This is a genomic window from Burkholderia sp. PU8-34 (genome assembly GCF_053427725.1).
In genome coordinates, this window is the sequence record NZ_JBSAXC010000002.1 from 186,379 (window position 1) to 210,627 (window position 24,249).

Below are 24,249 nucleotides of genomic sequence, written 5' to 3' on the forward strand. Positions count from 1 at the left end.
TCGCATGACGATGTCGACAACGAACCCGTCTGCGCCGGAATCGACTGGCGAGTCCACCCACGTGTGAATGGCGTACTCGGCGGGGTAGGGTCAGACGAGCACGCCATGAGCAGCCGCCCCTGGCGCGCCATCCCGTCAGTCGACGAGTTCGCCGGTCGGCTCGTAGAACGGATACGGCCCGTCGCCTTCGTCGACGTACACGTGATGCGTGATCACGCCGGCTTCCGGCGTGTACTGATGCACGGCGAACGCGGGCGGCTCGAGCCGGAACGCCGACGGCGCGTCGTCGCGCAGGTCGAACGCGACCTGGTGCGCGGGCGCCGGCACGGCCGATGCAATCGTGCCGCCGAAGCGCGCGAACATCGTCCGGTGCACGTGGCCACACAGCACGCGCTCGACGTTCGGGTGCCCACGCAGCAGCGCGTCGAGCTTCGCGGCGGCGGCCGGTGCGAGCCGCAGCGCGTCCATGTGGCCGATCCCCGATGCGAACGGCGGGTGATGCAGCGCGACGATCACGGGCCGGTCGCGCGCGGCATCGAGTTCGCGGGCGAGCCACGCGAGCCGCGCATCGCACAGGTCGCCGGCGCTCGCGCCCGGCACCTGCGAATCGAGTGCGAGCACGCGCACCGCGCCGAGGTCGAACGCGTATTGCACGAATTCGCCGTCCTGCCATTCGGGCCGGTCGGCGAACACGCGGCGCAACGCCGCGCGATCGTCGTGGTTGCCGACCATCAGGTAATACGGAATCTCGAGCGGCGCGAGCAGGTCGCGCAGATGGCGGTATTCGTCGTCGTTGCCGAAATCGGTCAGGTCGCCGGTGACGAGCACGGCGTCGGGGCGCGGCTCGAGCGCGTTCAGGCGCGCGATGCAGCGCGCGAGCGCGGCGGCCGTATCGACGCGCCGGTACGCGAGCTGGCCCGGCCGTTTGATGTGGAGATCGCTGATTTGTGCAAGCAGCATCGTCGTTCCTCGGATCGAATGGTTATCGTGGGGTGCGTGACGCGACGTGACGCGACGTCAGGCACCGAGCGCGATCAGCCCCTCGGGCGCAATCGCGATGCCGACGGCCGTGCCGCGCGCGAGCTCGACGCGGCCCGGCACGTCGATCACGAGCGCGTCGGGCGCCGCGTGCTCGATCGTGAGCCGGGTGCGCTCGCCGAGGAACGCGCATGCGCCGACCGCGCCGCGCAACGGCGCGTGCGCGGGGTCGGCGAGCTGCGCGTCCTCGGGACGGAAGAACCATTCGTCGGCGGCGTGCGGCGTGACGAGCGCGCCGCCCGTCGTCACGAGCGCACCATCTTTCCATTCTCCCGCAACCCGGTTCAGCGTGCCGATGAACTGCGCGACCGCGCGGTTCGCCGGCCGGTAGTAGATGTCGCGCGGCGTGCCGATCTGCTCGATGCGGCCCGCGCTCATCACGACGATGCGGTCGCCGAGCTCCATCGCTTCGGCCTGGTCGTGCGTCACGTAGACGGTCGTCACCCCCAGTTCACGCAACAGCGCGTTCATTTCGCGGCGCAGCGCGTCGCGCAGCTTCGCGTCGAGCGCGGTCAGCGGCTCGTCGAGCAGCAGCACGCGCGGCCGTACCGCCAGCGCGCGCGCGAGCGCGACCCGCTGGCGCTGGCCGCCCGACAGCTGGTCGATCGGCTTGTCCGCGTGCGCGTCGAGCCGCATCATCGCGAGCAGGTCGTCGACGCGCTCGCGCAGCACGCGCGGCTCGGTCTTGCGGATCTTCAGCCCGTAGCCGACGTTGCCGCGCACGGTCAGGTTCGGAAACAGCGCGTAGTTCTGGAACACCATGCCGACCTGGCGGCGCTCGATCGGCAGCGCGGTGACGTCGTCGCCGCCGAACGCGATCGTGCCGCCGGCGTCCGGTGTATCGAGGCCCGCGATCAGGCGCAGCGTGGTCGTCTTGCCGCAGCCCGACGGGCCGAGCAGCACGAGCGTCTCGCCCGCGCCGATCGACAGGTCGAGCGGCTCGAGCACGCGGGTGCCGCGGAACGTCTTCGCGCAGCGGGTCAGGGTGATCGGAATGGAATCGAGTTTCATGGGGAAGGCCGGATTCAGCGCTTGCCGCGCCTGATCGCGCGCGTGCCGGTCGGATCGACGCCGAGCCATTGCATCGCGACGAGCAGCGGCAGCGTCATCAGCAGGAACAGGATCGTGTACGCGCTGCCGACTTCGAGGCGCAGCGACGCATAGGTATCGGCGAGGCCGACGGGCAGCGTTTTCGTGTCGGGCGTGTGCAGCATCCACGTGAGGTTGAATTCGCCGATCGACAGCGTGAGCACCGCGAGCGCGCCCGCGACGATGCCGGGGCGCAGGTTCGGCAGCACGATCGTGACGAAGCGCGTGACGAACGACGCGCCGAGGCTGGCCGCGCCTTCCTCGAGCGTGCGCAGGCCGGCGCCCGCGGCGACCGCCGCGACCGCGCGCACCATGAACGGCAGCGTGAACACGACGTGGCCGGCGACGATGAACCACAGGCTCATCCGGAATGCGGTGAAGCCGCCGTACACGACGAGCAGCGCGAGCGCCGACGCGAGCCCCGGCAGCGCGACCGGCAGCACGAGCGCTTCCTCGATCACGCGCGCGACGCGGCTCTTGCTGCGCGCGAGCGCATAGCCGGCCGGCACGCCGACGGCGAGCACGATCGCGAGCGTCGCGAACGCGACGTAGAGCGACAGCGCGACGGAGCCGTGATACTGCTGCCACACCTGTTCGAGCCAGCGCAGCGTGAGGCCGCTCGACACGCCGCGGAAATAGTTGACCGTCAGGCCTGCGAGCACCGACATCACGACCGGCACGATCAGGAATGCGCACAGCAGCAGCGTGACGAGCCATTGCAGCGCGGCGATCGCACGCGTGCCGGTCACGCGCGGCGCGCGCCGCGCGGCGCCGTTCGCGCGCGCGGGGGTAGGGGCGGGGGAGGGCGATGGCGCGGGAGAATCGGAAAGCGAATGCATCGGATGAACCTCAGGCGGCCGCAGCCGCGGTGTGGCCGGTGAACTGGCGCGCGAGCGCGAGCACGGCCCACGTGACGATGCCGAGCACGATCGACAGGCCGGCGGCCGTCGCGATGTTCGCGTTCAGCGTGAACTCGGTGTAGATCGTCATCGGCAGCACGTTCAGGTCGGTCGCAAGCGTGAACGCGGTGCCGAACGCGCCCATCGCGGTCGCGAAGCAGATTGCGCCGGCCGCGATCAGGCCCGGCGCGAGCGCCGGCAGCACGATGTCGCACAGGATCCGCCACGGCGACGCGCCGAGCGAGCGCGCGGCTTCTTCGAGCGACGGGTCGAGCTTCGACGCCGCGGCGATCACGGTGACGATCACGCGCGGAATCGAGAAGTACAGGTAGCCCGCGAACAGGCCCGCGACCGAATACGCGAACACCCACTTGTCGCCGGTGAGCTTCGCGGACAGCATCCCGATCAGCCCTTGCCGGCCTGCGAGCATGATCACCATGAAGCCGACGACGACGCCCGGAAATGCGAGCGGGAACGTGAGCAGCGCGAGCAGCACGCGCTTGCCGGCGAACTCGCGCCGCGCGAGCAAGAGGCCTGCGATCGTCGACAGCGCGAGCGTCGCAAGCGTGACGGCCGCCGACAGCGCGACCGTCTCGCCGAGGCTTTTCATGTAGCGGGCGTTGCCGAGCAGCAATGCATACTGCGCGAAGAACGCGCCGTTCGCCGACACCTGCGCGAGCGACACCATCGGCAGCAGCCAGAACGCGGCGAACACCGCGAGCGCGGGCGCGACGAGCGCGATGCGCCAGCGCAGCGGGAAAGTCAGGTCGAGCATCGGTCGCGTCCTGCCGTCACTGCATCACTTGCAGGTATTGCTGGCCGAACGCCTGCTGGCCGGCCGCCATCTTGCCGAAGTCGACCGGTTTCGCACGCGCATAGTCGCTCGCAGGCAGGAATTTCGACGCGACGTCGGCGCTCATGGTCTGCGCGCGCACCGGGCGCAGATACGCGTTCGCCCAAAGCTTCTGGCCTTCGTCCGACAGCACGAAATCGAGCACCTTCTTCCCGTTCGCGTCGTGCGGCGCACCCTTCACGAGACTCATCACGTACGGCACCGCGATCGTCCCTTCCTTCGGGATCACGAACTCGACGTTCGCGTGATCCTTGTACTTCGCGCGATACGCGTCGAAGTCGTAGTCGAGCAGGATCGGGATCTCGCCCGACAGCACGCGCGCGTACGCGGTCTGCTTCGGCACGATCGGCGCATTCGACTTAAGCTTGCCGAACCAGTCGAGCGCGGGCTTGAAGTTGTCGAGCGTGCCGCCGAGCGCCAGGTTGACGGCAACCGCGCCCGCGTAGCCGACGAACGCGCTCGACGGATCGAGGTAGCCGACCATGCCCTTGTATTCGGGTTTCAGCAGGTCCGCCCACGAACGCGGCACCGGCTTGCCTTCGAGCGCGTCCTTGTTGACGAAGAAGCCGAGCGTGCCCGAGTGGATCGCGAACCAGTAGCCCTGCGGGTCCTTCAGGTTCGCGGGGATGTCGTTCCAGTGCGCGGGCTTGTACGGCGCGATCACGCCCTTGTCCTTCGCCTGGAACGCCGACGACACGCCGAGATAGACGACGTCCGCGACCGGGCTCTTCTGTTCGGCGATCAGCTGCGCGATCGCCTGGCCCGAGTTCTTGTTGTCGAACGGCACGCGGATGCCGGTCTTCTGCTTGATCGCGGCGATTTGCGCGGCCCAGTCGGCCCATTCGGGCGGGCAGTTGTAGCAGATCGCGGTGTCTTCCGCGTACGCGGACGAGGCGCCGACGACGAGCGCGGCGCAGGCGAGCGGCGCGGCGAGCTTGCGCAACAGGGACGGCAGGCGAGGGGTCACGGGGTGGTCTCCGGGTGAGCGTATGGGGGACGCGTATAAGGAAGCGGCGGCGCGCGTGCCGTGCTTCAGGCTTCGCGCAGATGCAGGCCGGCCGGTGCGACCGTCGCGCCGTCGCGCACGGTGTGCGGCAGGATCAGCGACGCGCGTTCGACGGCCTTGCCGCCGATGCATTCGACGAGGCGCTGCCACGCTTGCCGGCCGATGTCGCGGTTCGGCGTCGCGACGCTCGCGAGCGGTGGCGCGAGCAGTTCGCCGATCGCGATGCCGTCGAAGCCGAGCACCGAGATGTCGTCCGGCACCGAGAAACCGGCGCGTCGCAGGCCGCGCATCACGACCATCGCGAGCAGGTCGTTGCTGCAGAACAGCGCGGTCGGGCGCGTCGCGCGCGCGGTCAGGTGCGCGAGCACCGCGTCGGGCAGCTCGGGTGCGTTGAAGTCGACCTCGACGGGCGGCAGCGGCGCGACACCGCTTTCGTCGAGCGCTTGCGCGTAGCCGAGATGGCGCTGCCGCGCGCGGTCCGACGCGGCGAGGCAGCCCGCGAGCATCAGCACGCGGCGATGGCCACGCGCGGTCAGCAGCCGCACGCCGTCGTACGCGGCACGGCGGTTGTCGACCGACACCGACGGGCGGCGCTGCGTGTCGTTGTGCATCAGCACGTAATGCGGGCCGTCGTGGTCGAGCATGTCGAGCAGCGGGTGCGTGTCCGCGTCGGCGACGGTCAGGATCAGCCCTTCGACGCGCTGCTCGCGCAGCGTCTCGATCGCGTGGCGCTCGCGCGCCGCGTCGTATTCGGTCGTCATCAGGATCAGCTTGAAGCCGGCCGCGGTCGCGAGTTCGTCGATCCCTTGCAGGCAGTCGGCGAACACGGGGTTCGCGAGCGTCGGCAGCACGACGCCGACGAGCCGCGTGCGTTCGCCGCGCAACTGGCGGCCGAGCGGACTCGGGCGGAATTTCAGCGTATCGATCGCCGTGCGGATCGCTTCGAGCGTCGCCGGGCTGACGGTATGCGGCGCGTTGATCGCGCGTGAGACGGTAGCAATCGAGAAGCCGGCGAGTGCGGCGACATCCTTGATGGTCGGGGTCATGGGGGCAGCGCGATGTAAACGTTTTCGGCAAGACGATTATCGAAAACGTTTGTGACCGTCCGATGACGTGTGATGGGGGCGCATCGGATGGCCGCGCGCGGAATCGTGTGACGAAAGTGCCCGCGGTGCAGGGTGTCGATTGTAGCGGTGGAACCGGCAATCGTGGGGGAGGCGCGGCATTTGCGGCGCAGTGGCGCGTCGCGCGCCGTCCGTCGGCCGCGATGGCCGGCGAATGGCGCGCGAGTGCGAACGCCTGCGTTACAGCGCGACGAACAGCACGCCGTGCGGATCCTGAAGCGCCGATGCGTTGCCGACGCTCGTCACGACCGGCGTCAGGTGGCCGGACTTCGTGTCGAGTTTCATCACCTGGCCCTGGCCTGCGCTGTATGCGTCGCCCTGGCTGAACGGCGCATCGACGCGGTACGTCGTGTTGCTCGCATCGGTGAACAGCATGAAGGTCTTGTTCTGCGGCCCGGGCGCCGGCACCCAGCGCGTATCGTCGACCGGATACACGGGGCCGTCCTTGTCGTTGAAGAGCGTGAGCGTCAGCACGCTGACGGTCTGGCTCGCGCCCGGATTGTGGATGAACACGAGCTTGCCGTCGGCCTGGCTGTCGAGCACGAGATCGCCGGCCGTATCGATCGCTTCGGAATCCGGGTCCGTCAGGCTCAACGTGACCGGCTGGTTGTAGGTCGGGTTCGGCGAGCCGCCGACCGACGGGGTCAGGTCGACGGCCTGCGCGTTGCCGGCCAGCACGGGTGCGACGTCGAACGTCGTGCCGTTCGGGTTCAGCGTGAGCTGGACGAGCGTCGGCGCGGCGCCGGGCGTCGCCGGGTTCGACGCGCTCACGTAGATGTTCCCGTTGAGCAGTTGCATGTCGTCGAAGCCGCCGCCGTGCGCGGTCGGATTGACGGTCGGCGCATAGGTCTTCTGCGTGCCGGCGTTCAGGTCGATGATCGTCAGTTCGGGATTGCCGTCCTCGTTGGCCATCGCCCACAGCGTGTTCGTATCGGTGCGCGCCATCAGGCCGTCGACGTGGCCCGGCACCGTGTACGTCTTGAGCACGTTGCCGCTCAGGTCGTATTGCACGACGTCGTTGGTCAGCCCCGGCACCGAACCGTCCTTCACGTCGCCGGCTTTCTGATAGCCGATGAAGATCGTGTTGTTGTACTGGACGATCGAATCGGGTTTGTCGGTGGACGTCGGCGCTTTCGCGAATAGGGACAGCGAGTAGCCGGTCGCGGTGGCGGTGTTCGGAATCGCGGCCGTATTGGCCGGCGCGATGCCGGGGGTAGAAGTTGCGTCGTCTCCGCCGCATGCGGCAAGAAAGACCGATGCCGACATCGCGATTAACAGGGGCTTTCTGAACATTATGTTTTCCTAACGGAATGACTCGCGCCAGACGAATCGGGTTGATTTATTACTGTCGATTACTTGGGCGCGGGTCAGCCTAAGCCGCGCATGTTTCGTTTGGGTGAAAAATCGGATGTATGCGAGTTGATGGCGCGGCAGTGCGGGCGGGCCGTATCATGGTGTGGCTTAAGGCGAGCTTAACGAAGGGCATCGATTCACACCGTGCGTCGAAAATTCGGTGGCATTCATCGACGCGAGCGCGTCGAATGCGCTTGAAGGCGTCAAGCGAAATCGAATATTTTCATTTTCCCGATGTAAGGCGCGCGGTGTTGAATGAAGGTGAGATCGACCCTGCGTCGACGCATGAGCGCTGCACCGTGCAACTGCGTGTCGGTCGCGTGCGATGGCGGGCAGGGGCATCGATGCGGCGGTGTGCGACAGGGTCAAATGACGAGGGTTCGCGCGAGCAGTGGTAGAATCCCGTCCGCCCTTGCCGGGGTGATGAAATTGGTAAACATAGCGGACTTAAAAGTTTGAGTGCCCGGCCGGAAACGACCGGTGCAGAACCCTTCAAATTCGGCGAAACCCCTGATGCGATGCATCGAGGCAACGCCGAGCCAAGCCTCGCGGCACACGCGTGGAAGGTGTAGAGACTAGACGGGGGGCGCCTAAGGCGCATGGGCAAAGGCCCGGGCGCGATGGCGAAGGCATAGTCCAGCGCACGAACGGCATTGTTCAGACGATGCCGGCTTTGAAAGAAGCAGTGTGACGAAAATCCGCCGCCTTAACTGGCTTGCCGGTTCGAGTCCGGTCCCCGGCACCAAGACTTCTATATCTGGCGCGCCTCTCAGAGATGGCCGGCGGGAAATTGGCGGGATGACGGCTCGTGTTCTCGAACACACCGGAGCCCAACAGTTGAAAGAAATCCCCCTCACGCGCGTACTCGTCGCCATTGTCGACGACGAAGATTGCGAAGAGCTATCAAAGTACAAATGGCACGCCAACAACTGCGGGTACTCTCACTTCAGGCCCTGCGCGCGGTCGGCGCCATCGCGGTCGTTCTCTATCACGCCGGATCGCTTGGCGCAGGGGTCAATCTGCATGTGGGCGCCACCGGCGTCGATCTGTTCTTCATCATCAGCGGAACAGTCATGTATCTTTCCGTCAATGGCCAGACCAGTTCGCCGGGCTTTCTCTGGGCTCGATTCACGCGCGTTGTCCCGCTGTACTGGATCGGTACCCTCGGCGCGGCGCTTGTCTATATCGCCAAGTCGGGACATTTCCCGCCAACCTGGGGTATAGCTCAATCTGTCTTCTTTCTGCCGCCTGAACATGTCGGCACGTTCCCGCTTCTTTATCCGGGCTGGTCGCTGAACTATGAGATTTTTTTCTATGCGCTAATTGCGATTCTGCTCATGTTCGGCACAAGTGCGATGAGCCTCACAGCAATCATCACGCTGGCACTCGGCGCGTTGCACGAATCAGTACAAACCCCTTACGTCGAATACTACTGCCAGCCGGTAATGATCGAGTTCGCAGCTGGCATCCTGATTGGCATGGCAATACGCGTCCGACTCATCCCAAGCCGCGGCGTATCGTTAATGCTGATCTGCGTCGGAAGCGCGCTACTCGCTCTCCACTCGCCAAGGTCGAGAATCTACGCCGCCATCGGTTGGGGAGTCCCGTGGGCCATGATTCTTGTAGGCTCCCTCGCCTTCGATTCATCGCGCCTTGTTCGATCGAAAGTCACCCAATTGCTCGGAGCGGCGAGCTATTCGATATATCTGGCGCACCCATTTGCCCTTTGGGGCATCGAGGCATTCACGCGGGACAGGAACAATCTCGTCTTCGCTTCCGCAGTGGCTCTGTCCATTCTCTCTGGTCTGATCGTGCATCTCGCCATCGAGAGACCGCTACTGATCGGCCTGCGGAAGTTTCAGCCGTTCAGGAAGTTGAACGCGCCAGAGGGGAAGAGCGCAGCATAGGAGGTCCACCGCGCATCTCTGCCTTTATCTGTGGCGCGGTAATCCTGTTGCGCAAGTTTGTTGCAAACAGTAACCGCTCAATACCTGCTCAACGCAATCTATGCTGTCGGGTCGCATTCAAGCGTTTTGCTGTACGGCGCGGCGGGTGCATTAGGGCAGATCATGGCGTCATGGGCGAAAGGCCTTGGTGCGTTCGTGTTCGGCGTCGTTTCGAAGCAGGAGAGTGTCGAGCGTGCAAAGGCAGCGGGTTGCGACGAGGTTTTGGTGTTCAACCCGACGACGCTTGCAGCGCAAGTCGCCGAAGCGACAAACGGCAGCAAGGTCGATGTCGTGTACGACCCGATCGGCCGCGTTACTTTCGAGGCATCGCTGGACAGCCTGCGCCCTCGTGGTCTGCTGGTTTCGTTCGGAATGACGTCGGGTGCGCCGCCTTCCATCGAAGTCGGTACGCTCAATGCCAAGGGCTCACTCTTCCTGACGCGACCCTCGCTCGCCGCACACACGGCTACGGCAGACGAATACCAGGAGCGAGCGCAGGCGGTATTGCGGGCTGTTGCGGACGGTACCGCTGCATCATCAGTATGTGGTTGGCGGGAAGACGCCGCCGACAGCTTCCTGGTCATCTTCTTTGTCGATTCCGCGTGACAGATCGCCTGCGCTGCCGGGCGCATCGAGCCGTCGCCCCGATCGTCGCGCGCCGCCTTCTCGCATGACGCGTCGCGCGCCTTCTTCCATTTCGACATCTTGGCTTCGAGCGCAGCCTTTCGCGCTGGATGCTCGCGCGCCTGCCTGTCGACAGCCTGCTGCAGTTCGCGCTCGGCGACGATCCGGTCGCGCCACGCGCAGACATTCATGCTGGTCTGGTTCGAGTCGCAGTTGGCGAGCAACGCGTTGACCTCGCTGGCCGGCAGCCCGCTGCGTACGGAGATTTCGTCGGCTGGCGTCTGATCTGCGAAAGCGCTCGAAGACGCAAGCAGAAGCAATTCGAATGCGAGCTTTCTCATTGGGCACCCTCTTGACGCCAGAACGGCGGGCCGGCTCGAGTTGGCGATGGTTGCCGAGCCCATTCGGGCGCACCGGCGCCGACGTTGCTTCCTGATCGGTCGGAACGGTCGGCGTGCCCCGATCCATGCAGACTCCTCGTTGCACGATTCCGCACGTTCCAGGTTATTGCAAAAGTTTCATCTGGCGGAACTTGAAAGGATGCCAAACTGATCATTCGACTGAGCGTGACGAGCCGCCCGATTCCTACCGAAGACCGCAAATTGCTCCGGTGACAACCCAGCATTGCGATTTGCGAACGACAGTGCTAAATTTTTCGCCGGTGTTTCGGCCAGCCTGAGTGCTGATCAAGTTTCGTTAAACGAAACTACCGGGCCGCGCGTCATCGTGCCGCCCGACAGGAGACAGACGTGATGGAGCATGCATCGATCGAGCGCGCGTACGCCGGCTTTGACGCGCAGGGCACACCAAGCGGACGACGAATCGCGCCGGGCCGGGCACGCCGGAGGGCCGCACGATGAGCATGCTGATGTCGCGCCGCGATCTCGCGTTCCTGCTGTACGAATGGCTCGATGCCGAAGCGCTCGCGGCGCTGCCGCGCTACGCGGAGCACAGCCGCGAGACCTTCGATGCGGTGCTCGACACCAGCGAGCGGATCGCGACCGATCTGTTCGCGCCGCATGCGGCGCGCGGCGACCGCGAGGAGCCGCAATTCGACGGCGAGCGCGTCACGCTGATTCCCGAAGTCGCACCTGCGGTGCGCGCGTTCGCCGACGCCGGCCTGATCGCCGCGGGCCATGACGAGGCGCTCGGCGGGATGCGGCTGCCGAAGCTCGTCGAGGCGGCATCGTTCCTGTTCTTCCAGGCCGCGAACATCGCGACGGCAGCCTATCCGTTCCTGACCGTCGCCAACGCGAACCTGCTCGTCGCGCACGGCAGTCCCGCACAGGTCGACGCGTTCGCGCGCCCCGAACTCGAAGGCCGCTTCTTCGGCACGATGTGCCTGTCGGAACCGCAGGCCGGATCGTCGCTGGCCGACATCGCGACGCGCGCGGACTACGAGTGCGAATCGCCGCTCGGTCCGCGCTACCGGCTCACCGGCAACAAGATGTGGATTTCGGGCGGCGAGCACGAACTCGCGGAAAACATCGTCCACCTGGTGCTCGCGAAGATTCCCGACGAACACGGCCGGCTGATGCCCGGCACGCGCGGCATCTCGCTTTTCATCGTGCCCAAGTACCTGCCGGGCGCCGACGGCGCGCGCGGCGAGCGCAACGACGTGGTGCTCGCGGGACTGAACCACAAGATGGGCTATCGCGGCACGACCAACTGCCTGCTGAATTTCGGCGAGGGCACCCGGTATCGTCCGGAGGGCCGCGCGGGCGCGATCGGCTATCGGGTCGGTGCACCCAACCAGGGCCTCGCCTGCATGTTCCACATGATGAACGAGGCGCGCATCGGCGTCGGCGCAGGCGCGGTGGCGCTCGGCTATACCGGTTACCTGCACGCGCTCGACTATGCGCGCAACCGGCCGCAAGGGCGTCCGCTCGGGCCGGCCGGCAAGGATGCCGCCGCACCGCAGGCGCCGATCGTCACGCATCCGGACGTGCGCCGGATGCTGCTCGCGCAGAAAGCGTACGTCGAAGGCGGCCTCGCGCTGATCCTGTACTGCGCGCGGCTCGTCGACGACGCGCGCGCACACACGGACGCGGATGCGCGTGCCGAAGCCGGGCGTCTGCTCGACATCCTGACGCCGATAGCGAAAAGCTGGCCGTCGCAGTGGTGCCTCGAGGCGAACGATCTGGCGATCCAGGTGCACGGCGGCTATGGCTACACGCGCGACTACGCGGTCGAGCGGCTCTATCGGGACAATCGTCTGAATCCGATTCACGAGGGCACGCACGGCATCCAGGCGCTCGACCTGCTGGGCCGCAAGGTCGGGCAGGACGACGGCGCCGCGCTGCGCGCGCTCGATGCGCGTATCGCGGCAACCGTCGCACGCGCGCGGGCCGTGGACGGCGAAGCATGCGTGCATGCCGACGCGCTGGCGCAGCGCTGGGCGCGCGTCGGCGACGTCACGCGCCAGCTGGGCGCGATCGGCGATCCGCAGGCGCGGCTGGCGAACGCGAGCGTCTATCTGGAGGCGTTCGGTCACGTCGTCGTTGCCTGGCTGTGGCTCGACATGACGCTCGCCGCGCAGGGGCGCAGCGGCGATTTTTACGCCGGCAAGCGTACCGCCGCCCGCTACTTCTTCCGCTGGGAACTGCCGAAAGTGGACGCACAGCTCGATCTGCTCGCGAGTCTCGACACGACGACGCTCGACATGCGCGACGCATGGTTCTGAGCCCGCACCGATGCCGCCACGCCGACTAGAAGTGGCCGCCGACGCGCGCGAGCACCTCGTCGCGCAGCGCGACGAGCCGCGGGCCGAAGTCGTCGACCAGTCGGTCGCGCGTGACGGTCGATACGCGCCCGCTGCAACTGAACGCGAGGATGCGCGAGCGATCGGCCGACACCATCGGCACGCCGAGCGCGAACAGGTCGGGCATCCAGTCGCCGAGCGACACGCAGATGCCCAGCCGCTCGTAGTCTTCGCGCGCGGCGATGATCCCGGCTTCGAGTTTCGGCCATTGATCCGGCGGGCTGCTCGCGCGGGCGCTTTGCAGATAGCGCTCGAACAGTTCGGCCGGCAGCGCCGCGAGATGCGCGCGGCCGAGCGCGGTCGAGCCGTGCGGAACGCGCGAGCCGGGCTCGAGCCGCAGCTGGAACAGCGGATCGCCCTGGCACACGTCGAGCAGGATCATCTGCTTGCCGTCGAACTCGCCGAGCATGGCCGCCGCCTGCGTGTATTCCGCGTAGGACTGCAGGAACGGGCGCGCGATATCGACGACCTCGTTGTCCTGCAGGAACGCGTGTCCGAGATTCAGCATGCCGATGCCGAGCGAGTACTTCTCGTGCTCCGCCGAGTAATGCAGATAGCCGAGCTGCGTGAGCGTGAACGTGACGCGCGACACGGTCGGCTTCGGCAGGCGCGTGCGCCGCGCGATGTCCTGGTTGCCGAGAAAGCGCTCGCCGCGCGTGAAGCAGCGCAGCACCGCCATCCCGCGCGCAAGCGCCGTGATGAATTGCGGATGGTCCTCGTTTGGGACGGACAGCAGCGTGAGCGCGTCGCGCTTCGGATTACCCATGAACGTGTGGTGCGGGATGGAGGTCGCCCGGCGCGGCCGGCGTGCGCCGGGCGGCGGGCTGCGAGGATTCTACCGGAAAGCATCCGGTCGCCTTGCCGGATGCGCGAAGCTTCCGGACGCGGCGTCCGGTTTCCCGCGCGCCGGCGCGGGCGCCGGGCCGACAGGCCGCGCGACACTCGCGCCGCAGCCGGTCGTATTCGTCATTGTCAACGCGTCCGGCTACAAGGTCTGGCCGGCGGAGGTGGAGGCGATCCTTTACGGTCATCCGGCGATCCAGGAAGTGTGCGTGATCGGCACGCTCGACCCGTATCGCGGCGAGACGGTCAAGGCGGTCGTGGTGTGCGATCCCGCGCAGCGGGGGCAGTTGACCGGGGACGCGGTGATCGCGTGGGCGCGCGAGCACATGGCGTCGTACAAGGCGCCGCGCGTCGTCGAGTTCGTGGAAGCGCTGCCGAAGTCGGGCAGCGGCAAGATCCTGTGGCGCCAGCTGCAGGAACAGGAAGCGGCACGCCAGGCCGCGCAACGAGAGAGGAAGTCATGAAAGCTCTGCTGTGTACCGCGTTCGGTCAGATCGACCGCCTGCGGCTCGAGGACGTCGCGGCGCCTGACCCTGCCGCGGGCCAGGTGCGGATTCGCGTAAAGGCGGCGTCGCTGAATTTCCCCGATGCGCTGATCGTGCAGGGGCTGTACCAGGTGAAGCCGGCACTGCCGTTCTCGCCCGGTGCTGAGCTCGCCGGCGTGATCGATGCGGTTGGCGAAGGCATCAGCGGGTGGCGGCCCGGCGACGCGGTGATCGCGTCGACCGGCCACGGCGGGTTCGCCGAGCAGTGCGTGGCCGACGCACGCCAGATCGCCGCGCTGCCGCCGGGGATGGGGTTCGACGAGGGCGCCGCGTTCGTGCTGACCTACGGCACGTCGCTGCACGCGCTGCAGCAGCGCGCACGCCTGCAGCCGGGCGAGACGCTGCTCGTGCTGGGTGCGGCGGGCGGCGTGGGCCTTGCTGCGATCGAGATCGCGAAGGCGCTCGGTGCGCGCGTCATCGCGGCGGCGTCGAGTGCCGACAAGCTGGCGCTGTGCCGCGACGCGGGCGCGGACGAGACGATCGACTACGCGACCGAAGACTTGCGCCGCCGCGTCGACGAACTGACCGGCGGGCGCGGTGCCGACGTGGTCTACGACCCGGTCGGCGGCGCGTACAGCGAGGCGGCACTGCGCGCGACCGCATGGCGCGGCCGCTACCTCGTGGTCGGCTTTGCCGCCGGCGAGATTCCGAAGATCGCGCTGAACCTGGCGCTGCTCAAGGAGCGCGACATCCTCGGCGTGTTCTGGGGCGACGCGGTGCGGCGCGACCCCGCGCAGCACGCGGCCAATATGCGCCTGCTCGTCGAATGGTTCGCGGCGGGCAAGGTGCGGCCCGTGATCACCGAGCGCGTGCCGCTCGCCGCTGCGGCGGACGCGATCGCGCGGATGGCGAACCGGCAGGTCAAGGGCAAGGTGGTGATCCTGCCGGACGCGTAACCGGACGCGTCACCGGGCGCCGCCGCCCTGCAGGGCAGCGGTGCTCGCGCTCGGCGGCAGCGCCGGGAATTTCCCGGCCCGCAATACTCCGCGAGCGTCACGTGTCACGCCGGGCCGCTGTCAATCGACGGCGCGCCGGGCTCGAATGTCGGCGCGGTCGTCGGCATGCGGCAAAGGTTCCACGCGTACGCGACGCTGCACCGCCATCCGGCCCCGGCCCGGATTTCGTAAGACATACAGTTCCCCCGCACTCCAGCCACTTGGCTAAACTGTACTCTTGCACGCACAGGGAATGTGTGTGCCTGCGGGCGACTGTTCTGCTTTTACTCTTCCATCATCAAAAGCACAGCGACGCAGGTCCCGGGATACGGGGCTTGCGGATGCATCTTCACGAGAGCCCACAGTGATGGAAAAGGCAAAACCGGACGGAAGGATCGCGACGCATCGACAGCCGGCGGCGGCAGGGAGCGCGCGATGAAACTTTACGAGAAGCTTGCGGATGACATCGAACGTCTGATCCGTCAGGGCGTGTACCGGCATGGCGACCGGATTCCGTCGGTGCGGCAGGCGAGCCAGCAGCATCGGCTCAGCATCACGACGGTCCTGCACGCGTATCTGCTGCTCGAAAGCCGCGGCCTGCTCGAAAGCCGGCCGCAGTCGGGCTACTTCGTCGACCTGCGCCGCGACGACGGCAACGGACAGGTGCGCGACCTGCGCCCGTCTAAGCCGATCGCGATCTCGTCATCGGTCGACGTGAGCCGCCTCGTGCTGTCGACGCTGCGCTCGATCGGCGTCGACGACGCCGTGCCGCTCGGCTCGCCGTATCCGGACCCGAGCCTGTTCCCGTTCGAAAAGCTGAACCGGTATGCGTATGCGGCCGGCCGCGACAAGTCGCTGTGGGGCGTGACGGAAGGGCTGCCGCCCGGCCATCCGCGGCTCGTGCGGCAGATCGCGCGCCGCTACCTGGAAAACGGCATGTCGGTCGACCCGAACGAGATCATCATCACGGTCGGCGCGACGGAAGCGATCAACCTGTGCCTGCAGGCGGTCGCGAAGCCCGGCGACGTGATCGCCGTCGAGTCGCCGACCTTCTATGCGATGCTGCACGCGATCGAACGTCTCGGGATGAAGGCGATCGAGGTGTCCACGCATCCGGAATACGGGATCGACATCGCGGCGCTCGCGGCGATCGCGAAATCGCAGCCGATTGCCGCGTGCATGGTGATGCCGAACTTCCAGAACCCGCTCGGCTTCCAGATGCCGGACGAGCGCAAGCGCGAGCTGGTCGAGTTCGCGGCGAAGGCTGATCTGCCGATCATCGAGAATGGCGTGTACAACGAACTGTATTTCGGCGATACGCATCCGAGCACGCTGAAATCCTATGACAGGAAGGGGCTCGTGTTGCACTGCTCGTCGTTCTCGAAGAGCCTGACCGCCGCGTACCGGATCGGCTGGGCCTTGCCGGGCCGCTATCGCGATCAGGTCGAGAAGCTGAAGTTCCTGAACACGCTGGCGACGCCGTCGCTGCCGCAGCTCGCGATCGCGGAATACCTCGAACGCGACGGCTACGAGCATCACCTGCGCCGGATCCGCAAGGCGTATGCGCAGCAGGCAAACCTGATGCGCGCGATCGTGTCGCGGTTCTTCCCCGAGGGCACGCGGATCTCGAGCCCGGCAGGCGGCTACGTGCTGTGGATCGAGCTGCCGGCGAAGGTCGACGCGATGCGGCTGTATCAGCTCGCGCTCGAGCAGGGGATCACGATCGGGCCCGGCTACATGTTCTCCATCTCCGACAGCTACCGGAATTTCATCCGGCTGAACTACAGCAGCCCGTGGTCGAGCCAGATCGAGCAGGCCGTCATCACGGTCGGCAAGCTGGCTGCGATCTGCGCGCGCTGAACGGCGAGTGCGGCGCTCGCTACCGTGCGCGTCGCGTTCATGCCGCGCATTCCCGGCATGCGGCATGCGACATCGTTCAGCCGCCGGTGACAGGCGGAAAGAAGGCGATTTCACTGTCCTCGCGCACGACGAACGTGCCGCTCACCATTTCCTGATTGACGGCGACGCGCACCGGCCGATCCCGGTGCAGCGCGTCGGCGGTTCGTTCGTCGCGCGATGCGAGCGTGCTGCGCAGCGCGTCGACGGTGAGTTCAGCCGCATCGATGTCGACGGTTTCCTCGTCGACGCGGAGTTGTTCGCGAATGCTTGCAAAGTACTTGATCGTCAGTCTCATGGCGGATCGTTGCTGAAAGGGGGAAATGCAGCGGGCAGACAGGCAATGTGCGCGTCAGCCCCACCGTCGCATCGCCTGATCGTCGTGCGTCTTGGCCTCAACCCACTCGGCCGCACCGTCATGCCGGATTTCCTTTTTCCAGAACGGCGCATGGGTCTTCAGGAAGTCCATCAGGAATTCGCACGCATCGAATGCCGACGCGCGATGCGGCGCGGCGACCACCACCAGCACGACCGGCTCGCCGAGCGCGATCCGGCCGATCCGGTGGACGATCCGGACGGCTTCGAGCGGCCAGCGCGCGGACGCTTCCTCGACGATGCTCCACAGCGACCGTTCGGTCATGCCCGGGTAGTGCTCGATCTCGAGCGCGACGACGTCGTCGAAATCGCCGGTCTGGCGCACGACGCCGAGGAAATTCACGAGCGCGCCGACCCGCGGGTTGCGTGCGATCGGCATGATTTCCGCATCGACGTCGATCGGCGCGTACTGGACGCGCACCTCGAAGCCGGCGGCAATCGCCGGCGGTGTGCGGACAGGCAGCACGGCGGTATCGTCGTCGCGGCGATGGTCGGAATGGGCCGGGTCGTCAGGCGCGGCGGGCGAATCGATGGGTGACGTCATGGTGGTTCTCCAGAGGGCGGCGCGTCTCGCATCGTTCGGCTGCGTGTCAGCCGCCGACGAGCGACATGCGCACGGTCGGGTACGCGTTCCCCGGCCGCCGCGCGGCGCGTGCCGCGCGCAACGCCGAGTAGCGGTCGTCGCGGCGCAGCCAGCGATCGCGGATCGCGGCAGTCAGCGGTTCGAGCGGCAGGGTGTCGGCGAGCCACGGCCGCAGATCGGTGCCGTGCGTCGCGAACAGGCATGTATAGAGCTGGCCGTCGGCCGATACGCGCGCACGCGTGCAGGTGCCGCAAAACGCGCGCGACACGCTGGCGATGAAGCCGACATCGCCCGCGCCATCCGCGTGGCGATAGCCGATGGCGGTGCCGGCATGCGCTTCGTCGTCGCCCGTGCCGTCGCTCGTGTCACCGTCGCCCGTCGGCAGCAGCGGATACACGGCGTCGATCGTGTCGCGCATCTGCGCGGCCGTGACGACCTTGTCGGTCGACCAGGAGTGCGCACCGCCGACGTCCATGTACTCGATGAAGCGCACGGCCACGCCCGTGTGCCGGAACGCACGCACGAGCGGCAGCAGCTGGTTGTCGTTGACGCCGCGCTCGATCACCGCATTGACCTTGACGGGCGCGAGCCCGGCCGCCTGCGCGGCGTCTATGCCGGCCAGGATGCGCGACACGGGAAGGTCGACGTCGCAGATCCGGCGGAACAGCGCATCGTCGATCGCGTCGAGGCTCACCGTCACGCGCGCGAGCCCGGCATCGCGCAGCGAGCGCGCCTTCGCGGCGAGCAGCGACCCGTTGGTCGTCAGCGCGATGTCGACCGGCTTGCCGCTGGCCGTCGTCAGCGACGCGAGCGATTCGATCAGCGTTTCGAGCCCGCGCCGCAGCAGCGGTTCGCCGCCGGTGATGCGGATCTTCTCGACGCCGAGCGCGACGAAGGCGCGCGCGATGCGGGTCAGTTGCGCGAACGACAGCCGGTCCGACGTCGGCATGAACGCGTGATCGCCGTCGAAGCTGTCGCGCGGCATGCAGTACGTGCAGCGGAAGTTGCAGCGATCGATGACGGACAGCCGCAGGTCGCGCAGCGGACGCTCGAGCGTGTCGACGATGCGGGGGAAGTCGCCCGCCGACGCGCCGCGTCTCGACGCGGATTCGGTCGGCATGACGGAATCGATGACGTTCACGATCTGTCCGTTGGCCTGCGCGGGTTGAGAAGAGCGGAGCGGTCGACCGCGCGCATGTCGTATCGACGGGACGCGCGCGAGCCGTGACAGGCTCCTTGCCGGAGAATAGTTCGCCGGGTCGACGAAACAGAGACACAATCCCGGCCGATTTGCAGGAATACAGTTCGCCGCGGGCGCGCGGCCCGCGAACCTTGCGAACCAGGTGAGGTGCCGGCCAGTGCTGTGCCGCATCGCAACACGCACCCGCGCGCCGTCGTCGTCATGCGAGCCATCGCGCGAAATCGTAGTAGGGCAGCGCATCGCCGCGCGCGATCGCGCGGCCGGCCGGCAGCCGCACGAGGCCGCTTGCGTCCGCGAGCGACTGCAGCATCCCGGCGCCTTGCCGCCGCAGCGTATCGAGCACGGGCTGCCCGTTCGGCGCGACTCGGCAGCGAACCCGCAGGAACCGGTCGCGCGCCGTGTCGGCCTCGATGTCGGCGTCGAGCGGCAGCGCTGGCGTGACCGGCACGCGTTCGTCGCGCGCTTGCCCCTGCAGGCCGCGGATCAGCGGCGTCACGAACAGCGCGAATGTCGTCAGCGCGGCGCCCGGGTTGCCGGGCAGCAGCACGACCGGCTTGCCGTCGAGCCGCGCGAGCGCCACCGGCTTGCCGGGCTTCATCCGCACGCCGGACAGCACGAACGACGCGCCGAGTCCGGTGAGCGCGGGACGCACGAGATCCCTGTCGCCGACGGACGCGCCGCCGACGCAAACGAGCACATCGCAATGCGCGAGCAGGTCTCGCAGCGCGCGATCGATCGCGTCGCGAGTGTCGCGCGCATGCGTGCTCCGCGTGACGACGGCGCCGGTTCCGGCGACGAGCGCGGCAAGCATCGGCGCGTTGCTGTTGTAGATCTGCTGCGGCATCCGCGGTGCACCGCACGTGACGAGTTCGTCGCCGGTCGTCAGGATGCCGACACGGAGTGCCGGATGCACGTGGAGCCGCTCGATCCCTTGTGCGGCCGCGATGCCGACGTGCGCGGCATGCAGCCGGACGCCCGCCGGAATCAGCAGGTCGCCCGCGCGCAGTTCCTCGCCGCGCCGGCGGATATGCGTGCCGGCGCGCGTGCGTTCGCCGAACGTCACGTGCTCATCCTGCTCCTGCGCGTCTTCCTGCATGACCACCGTATCCGCGCCGGGCGGGATCAGGCTGCCGGTGAAGATGCGCGCCGCGGTGCGCGGATCGAGCGGCCGCGGGAGGTCGCCCGCGTAGCAGCGCTGCGCAACGCGCAACGGCTCGCCGCTTGCGAGGTCGGCGAAGCGTACCGCGTAGCCATCCATCGCACTCTGGTCGGCGCACGGCTGGTCGAGCACGGCGGTCAATGGCGTGGCGAGGATGCGGCCCGCCGCGTCGGCGGTCGGGATGGCCGTCGGGGCAGGCGAGCGCGCGAACGCGTGCGCGAAGTGCTGCTGGGCAGTGTCGAAGTCGATCGGTCGAGTCATGGCGGGTCATGCGTCCACGGTTGCTGGTGTGTCGATGCCGTCGACATAGTCGACGAAACCGTTTCCGCGGCAAAAGCCGAGCAGGCGGATGCCGGCTTCGCGCGCGACGTCGATCGCGAGCGCCGTCGGCGCGGAGATCGTCGCGATCATCGGGATGTCGATGCGCGCGGCCTTGCGGACCAGCTCGTAGCTCGCGCGGCTCGACAGGAACACGAAGCCCGTGCGCGGATCGGTTGCGCCGCGCGCGAGCCGGCCGATCAGCTTGTCGAGCGCGTTGTGCCGGCCGACGTCCTCGAAGGCCTCGACGACCGCGCCGTCGCGGCTGCACCATGCGGCCGCGTGTATGCCGCCCGTGTCGCGCATCAGCGCCTGATGTGCGGGCAGTGCATGCGCTGCGCGCGCGACCGCATCGGCGCCGATTCCGGCCGCCGCGCCGGCGTGACGGATGCGCGCGGGATGCAGGTCGAGCTGCGCGATGCTTTCGATTCCGCACACGCCGCACCCGGTGCGGCCGGCGAGCGCGCGCCGTCGCATCTTCAACGCCATGAACGCACGCTGCGACACGGTGAGGTGCACCACCGCGCCTTCCGCCGTGTATTCGCTTTCGATGTCGTAGACATCCGATGCGCGTTCGACGATGCCTTCGCTGAGTGCGAAGCCGAGGCCGAACACGTCGAGGTCGATCGGCGTCGCCATCATCACTGCGTGCGAAATGCCGTTGAACACGAGCGCGACCGGGCATTCGTCGACGACGCGGTCGACGACCCGCTCGAACTCGCCCGCACGATGGCGCATGACGTCGCGCGCGACGCTGCCGGTCGGCTCGTTCAGGTGGGGGCCTGGCTGCATGAGTGTCCTCGCAATGGCGCCGGCGGCGCATCCCGACAGCGGATGCGTGCGAAGCCGGCAGATGACGGATGACGGATGACGGGTGGGCGGAACGCATCGCGCACATGTGCGCCTGCGCCGCGAACCCTAACCTGTCGACAGCGTACGGGCGATCGGATGCGCTGTGCGTACACAGCGTCACAACCGGAAAAGCAGTACAGCTGGCGACCGCGTTGGCTGACCGCGTGGTTTAGATGTACACATCGACGGCGACGCCACGAGCACAGTTCGCGCGTGCAAGCGATTGATTGCGAACGACATTCGAATCGCGATATCGTCGATCACGCTTCGATGCCGGGCGCGCTTCACGTGCAATTCAGCGTCATTCACACGCAATCGCCGAGGCCGCACGGAAGGCTGCCGGGCCGTCACGGGACGGCTCGCGTCGAACCCCCTGTCTTCATCATCACGGGCACATAACGGTCATGGAACTCTTCGATGCCATCCACCTCGCGCGATTGCAGTTCGCGTTCACGGTGTCCTTTCATATCGTGTTTCCCGCGATCAGCATCGGCATGGCGAGCTTCCTCGCGGTGCTGGAGTGGCGCTGGCTGGCGACCGGCGACGCGGCCTACAAGTCGATGTTCCAGTTCTGGTCGAAGATCTTCGCGATCGGCTTCGGGATGGGCGTCGTCTCCGGCGTCGTGATGGCGTACGAATTCGGCACCAACTGGAGCGGGTTTTCCCGCATCGCCGGCAACATCACCGGGCCGCTGCTGACGTATGAAGTATTGACGGCGTTCTTCCTCGAGGCCGGCTTCCTCGGCGTGATGCTGTTCGGCTGGAATCGCGTGAGCCCGCGCGCGCACTTCTTCGCGACGCTGATGGTCGCGGTCGGCACGCTGATCTCGACGTTCTGGATCCTCGCGTCGAACAGCTTCATGCAGACGCCGCAGGGCTACGCGATCAAGGACGGCATCGTCGTCCCGGTCGACTGGTTCAAGGTGATCTTCAATCCGTCGTTTCCGTACCGGCTCGTGCACATGACGATCGCGGCGTTCATCGTCGCGGGCTTCATCGTCGCCGCGTGCGGCGCGTGGCATCTGCTGAAGGGCCGCCGCGACGAACCGGTCAAGCGCACGTTCTCGATGGCGCTGTGGATGCTGCTGCTGCTCGCGCCGGTGCAGATCGTCGTCGGCGATGCGCACGGGCTCAACACGCGCGAATACCAGCCCGCGAAGATCGCGGCGATCGAAGGGCTGTGGGAAACGGAGAAGGGCGGCACGTCGCTCAACCTCGTCGGCCTGCCCGACATGCAGGCGGAAGCCACGCACTACGCAGTGCAGGTGCCGCACCTCGGCAGCCTGATCCTCACGCACAGCTGGAACGGCGAGATCCGCGGGCTGAAGGAATTCCCGCCGCAGGACCGTCCGTATTCGCCGATCGTGTTCTGGACGTTCCGGATCATGGCGGGCCTCGGCATGCTGATGCTGCTCACCGCGCTCGTCGGCCTGCTGCTGAGAAAGGGCGGCCGCCTCTATGAAACGCGCTGGTTCCAATGGTTCGTGCTGGGCATGGGACCGTCGGGGATCGTCGCGCTGCTCGCCGGCTGGATCACGACCGAGGTCGGCCGGCAGCCGTGGACCGTGTACGGCGTGCTGCGCACCGCGGATTCGGTCGCACCGATCAGCGCGCAGCAGGCAGGCGTATCGCTGCTGATCTTTGTCGTCGTGTATTTCCTCGTCTTCGGAACGGGCCTTTACTACATGCTGAAACTGATGATGCACGGGCCGGCGGCGAACGCCGGGTACATCGAACTGCACCGGCATCCGGGGCTGCGCAAGAGCGCGCTGTCCACGCCGCTGAACGTCACCGAAGCGGAGTAAGTCATGCAAATCGATCTTCCGGTGGTATGGGCCGCGATCATCGCGCTCGGCGTGTACATCTACGTGATGCTGGACGGCTTCGATCTCGGCATCGGGCTGCTGTTTCCGTTTTTCGACGCAAAGGCCGAGCGGCAGGTGATGCTCGACACGGTCGCGCCGGTGTGGGACGGCAACGAGACGTTCCTCGTGCTCGGCGGCGCGGGGCTGTACGGCGCGTTTCCGGTCGTCTACTCGACGCTGCTGCCGGCGAACTACCTGCCGCTGATCCTGATGGTCGTCGGGCTGATCTTTCGCGGCGCCGCCTTCGAACTGCGCGCGAAGGCGACCCGCACGCAGCATCTGTGGGATCTCGCGTTCATCGGCGGGTCAGCGCTCGCCGCGTTCTGCCAGGGGATCGTGCTCGGCTCGCTGCTGCAGGGCATCCGGATCGCCAACGGCCAGTTCGTCGGCGGCCCGTTCGACTGGCTGTCGCCATTCAGCCTGCTCTGCGGGATCGGCGTGCTCGTCACCTACGCGACGCTCGGCTGCGGCTGGCTGATCCTGAAGGTCGACGGCGAGCTGCAGCGCAAGATGCGGCTGCTGATGAAGCCGCTGACGGGCGTGCTGCTCGCGATGATGGGCGTCGTCAGCCTGTGGACCGTGATCGGGCTGCCGGCCGTCGCGCATCGCTGGTTCGGCAGCGGCAACCTCGTGTGGTTCCTGCCCGTGCCGGTGCTCGTGCTCGCGTGCGTGTGGGGAATCTTCCGGACGGTGCGGCGCCAGCACGAGGCGACGCCGTTCCTGCTGACGCTCGCGATCTGCTTTCTCGGCTATACGGGCCTCATCATCAGCATCTGGCCGAACATCGTGCCGCCGTCGCTGACGATCTGGGATGCGTCGTCGAGCCATTCGAGCCAGCTGTTCGCGCTGGTCGGCACCGTGATCGTGCTGCCGATCATCCTCGTCTACAACGCGCTGCAGTATCGCGTGTTCCGCGGCAAGGTGCGGGAAGGAGACGTCGGCTACCACTGACACGCACGCCCCGCGCGGCGCGCCTGTCATTCG

The 24,249-nt window shown here is 67.2% G+C and carries 19 protein-coding genes and 3 pseudogenes; 8 read left to right on the top strand and 14 right to left on the bottom strand.

Annotated elements, in window-relative coordinates:
- Positions 1–135: 135 nt before the first annotated feature.
- The 7 genes from ACV22Z_RS05560 to ACV22Z_RS05590 all read right to left on the bottom strand — a co-directional run bounded on the left by ACV22Z_RS05560 (position 136) and on the right by ACV22Z_RS05590 (position 7,302).
- Positions 136–960: a phosphodiesterase gene (locus tag ACV22Z_RS05560; RefSeq protein WP_448075325.1), complete on the bottom strand. Its 825-nt coding sequence runs from the start codon at positions 958–960 to the stop codon at positions 136–138.
- Between the two features lie 57 nt (positions 961–1,017).
- The gene (locus tag ACV22Z_RS05565; protein ID WP_448075326.1) at positions 1,018–2,049 is read right to left on the bottom strand and encodes an ABC transporter ATP-binding protein; all 1,032 of its coding nucleotides are present in this window, start codon (positions 2,047–2,049) and stop codon (positions 1,018–1,020) included.
- A 14-nt stretch (positions 2,050–2,063) separates the two neighbouring features.
- Complete coding sequence (locus ACV22Z_RS05570; protein ID WP_448075327.1) at positions 2,064–2,966, bottom strand: ABC transporter permease; 903 nt, start codon at positions 2,964–2,966, stop codon at positions 2,064–2,066.
- Between the two features lie 10 nt (positions 2,967–2,976).
- The gene (locus ACV22Z_RS05575; protein WP_448075328.1) at positions 2,977–3,801 is read right to left on the bottom strand and encodes an ABC transporter permease; all 825 of its coding nucleotides are present in this window, start codon (positions 3,799–3,801) and stop codon (positions 2,977–2,979) included.
- 16 nt (positions 3,802–3,817) lie between these two features.
- Positions 3,818–4,846 carry an ABC transporter substrate-binding protein gene (locus tag ACV22Z_RS05580; protein ID WP_448075329.1) on the bottom strand — a complete coding sequence of 343 codons (1,029 nt, stop codon included), beginning with the start codon at positions 4,844–4,846 and terminating at the stop codon, positions 3,818–3,820.
- A 65-nt stretch (positions 4,847–4,911) separates the two neighbouring features.
- Positions 4,912–5,931 carry a LacI family DNA-binding transcriptional regulator gene (locus tag ACV22Z_RS05585; protein WP_448075330.1) on the bottom strand — a complete coding sequence of 340 codons (1,020 nt, stop codon included), beginning with the start codon at positions 5,929–5,931 and terminating at the stop codon, positions 4,912–4,914.
- A gap of 258 nt (positions 5,932–6,189) precedes the next feature.
- Positions 6,190–7,302, bottom strand: a complete 1,113-nt coding sequence (locus ACV22Z_RS05590; protein WP_448075331.1) for a hypothetical protein — start codon at positions 7,300–7,302, stop codon at positions 6,190–6,192.
- A 974-nt stretch (positions 7,303–8,276) separates the two neighbouring features.
- Between ACV22Z_RS05590 and ACV22Z_RS05595 the strand changes: the two genes are divergently transcribed.
- On the top strand, positions 8,277–9,269 hold the full coding sequence (locus tag ACV22Z_RS05595) for an acyltransferase family protein (protein WP_448075332.1): 993 nt from the start codon (positions 8,277–8,279) through the stop codon (positions 9,267–9,269).
- Positions 9,270–9,335: 66 nt separating this feature from the next.
- Positions 9,336–9,863: pseudogene (locus ACV22Z_RS05600) on the top strand (zinc-binding dehydrogenase); the annotation flags it as partial.
- 74 nt (positions 9,864–9,937) lie between these two features.
- On the opposite strand, the pseudogene ACV22Z_RS05605 reads toward ACV22Z_RS05600, so the two are convergent.
- A pseudogene (locus ACV22Z_RS05605) lies at positions 9,938–10,123 on the bottom strand (lysozyme inhibitor LprI family protein); the annotation flags it as partial.
- Positions 10,124–10,788: 665 nt separating this feature from the next.
- Here ACV22Z_RS05605 and ACV22Z_RS05610 point away from each other — a divergent pair.
- The gene (locus ACV22Z_RS05610) at positions 10,789–12,615 is read left to right on the top strand and encodes an acyl-CoA dehydrogenase (RefSeq protein WP_448075333.1); all 1,827 of its coding nucleotides are present in this window, start codon (positions 10,789–10,791) and stop codon (positions 12,613–12,615) included.
- A gap of 25 nt (positions 12,616–12,640) precedes the next feature.
- Here ACV22Z_RS05610 and ACV22Z_RS05615 read toward each other — a convergent pair whose 3' ends face one another.
- Positions 12,641–13,459, bottom strand: coding sequence for an IclR family transcriptional regulator (locus ACV22Z_RS05615; protein ID WP_448075334.1), 819 nt, complete (start codon positions 13,457–13,459; stop codon positions 12,641–12,643).
- Between the two features lie 202 nt (positions 13,460–13,661).
- Between ACV22Z_RS05615 and ACV22Z_RS05620 the strand changes: the two are divergent.
- From ACV22Z_RS05620 to ACV22Z_RS05630, 3 genes and pseudogenes are all read left to right on the top strand, one after another.
- Positions 13,662–14,000, top strand: a pseudogene (locus tag ACV22Z_RS05620) (AMP-binding enzyme); the annotation flags it as partial.
- Complete coding sequence (locus ACV22Z_RS05625; RefSeq protein ID WP_448075335.1) at positions 13,997–14,977, top strand: NADPH:quinone oxidoreductase family protein; 981 nt, start codon at positions 13,997–13,999, stop codon at positions 14,975–14,977. The pseudogene ACV22Z_RS05620 and the gene ACV22Z_RS05625, both read left to right, overlap by 4 nt.
- Positions 14,978–15,451: 474 nt before the next feature.
- Positions 15,452–16,876: an aminotransferase-like domain-containing protein gene (locus ACV22Z_RS05630; protein ID WP_448075336.1), complete on the top strand. Its 1,425-nt coding sequence runs from the start codon at positions 15,452–15,454 to the stop codon at positions 16,874–16,876.
- A 76-nt stretch (positions 16,877–16,952) separates the two neighbouring features.
- Here the strand turns inward: ACV22Z_RS05630 and moaD are convergent, their stop codons facing one another.
- The 5 genes from moaD to fdhD all read right to left on the bottom strand — a co-directional run bounded on the left by moaD (position 16,953) and on the right by fdhD (position 21,340).
- Complete coding sequence (gene moaD / locus ACV22Z_RS05635; RefSeq protein WP_448075337.1) at positions 16,953–17,210, bottom strand: molybdopterin converting factor subunit 1; 258 nt, start codon at positions 17,208–17,210, stop codon at positions 16,953–16,955.
- A gap of 54 nt (positions 17,211–17,264) precedes the next feature.
- Complete coding sequence (locus ACV22Z_RS05640) at positions 17,265–17,831, bottom strand: molybdenum cofactor biosynthesis protein MoaE (RefSeq protein WP_448075338.1); 567 nt, start codon at positions 17,829–17,831, stop codon at positions 17,265–17,267.
- A gap of 46 nt (positions 17,832–17,877) precedes the next feature.
- Positions 17,878–18,990 (bottom strand): GTP 3',8-cyclase MoaA, encoded by a 1,113-nt coding sequence (gene moaA, locus ACV22Z_RS05645; protein WP_448075339.1) that lies wholly within the window; start codon positions 18,988–18,990, stop codon positions 17,878–17,880.
- Between the two features lie 280 nt (positions 18,991–19,270).
- Positions 19,271–20,491, bottom strand: a complete 1,221-nt coding sequence (locus tag ACV22Z_RS05650) for a molybdopterin molybdotransferase MoeA (RefSeq protein WP_448075340.1) — start codon at positions 20,489–20,491, stop codon at positions 19,271–19,273.
- 6 nt (positions 20,492–20,497) lie between these two features.
- Positions 20,498–21,340 (bottom strand): formate dehydrogenase accessory sulfurtransferase FdhD, encoded by an 843-nt coding sequence (gene fdhD / locus ACV22Z_RS05655; protein WP_448075341.1) that lies wholly within the window; start codon positions 21,338–21,340, stop codon positions 20,498–20,500.
- A gap of 464 nt (positions 21,341–21,804) precedes the next feature.
- Between fdhD and ACV22Z_RS05660 the strand changes: the two genes are divergently transcribed.
- Positions 21,805–23,205, top strand: coding sequence for a cytochrome ubiquinol oxidase subunit I (locus tag ACV22Z_RS05660; RefSeq protein WP_448075342.1), 1,401 nt, complete (start codon positions 21,805–21,807; stop codon positions 23,203–23,205).
- A 3-nt stretch (positions 23,206–23,208) separates the two neighbouring features.
- Positions 23,209–24,216 (top strand): cytochrome d ubiquinol oxidase subunit II, encoded by a 1,008-nt coding sequence (gene cydB, locus ACV22Z_RS05665; RefSeq protein WP_448075343.1) that lies wholly within the window; start codon positions 23,209–23,211, stop codon positions 24,214–24,216.
- Positions 24,217–24,249: the final 33 nt, after the last annotated feature.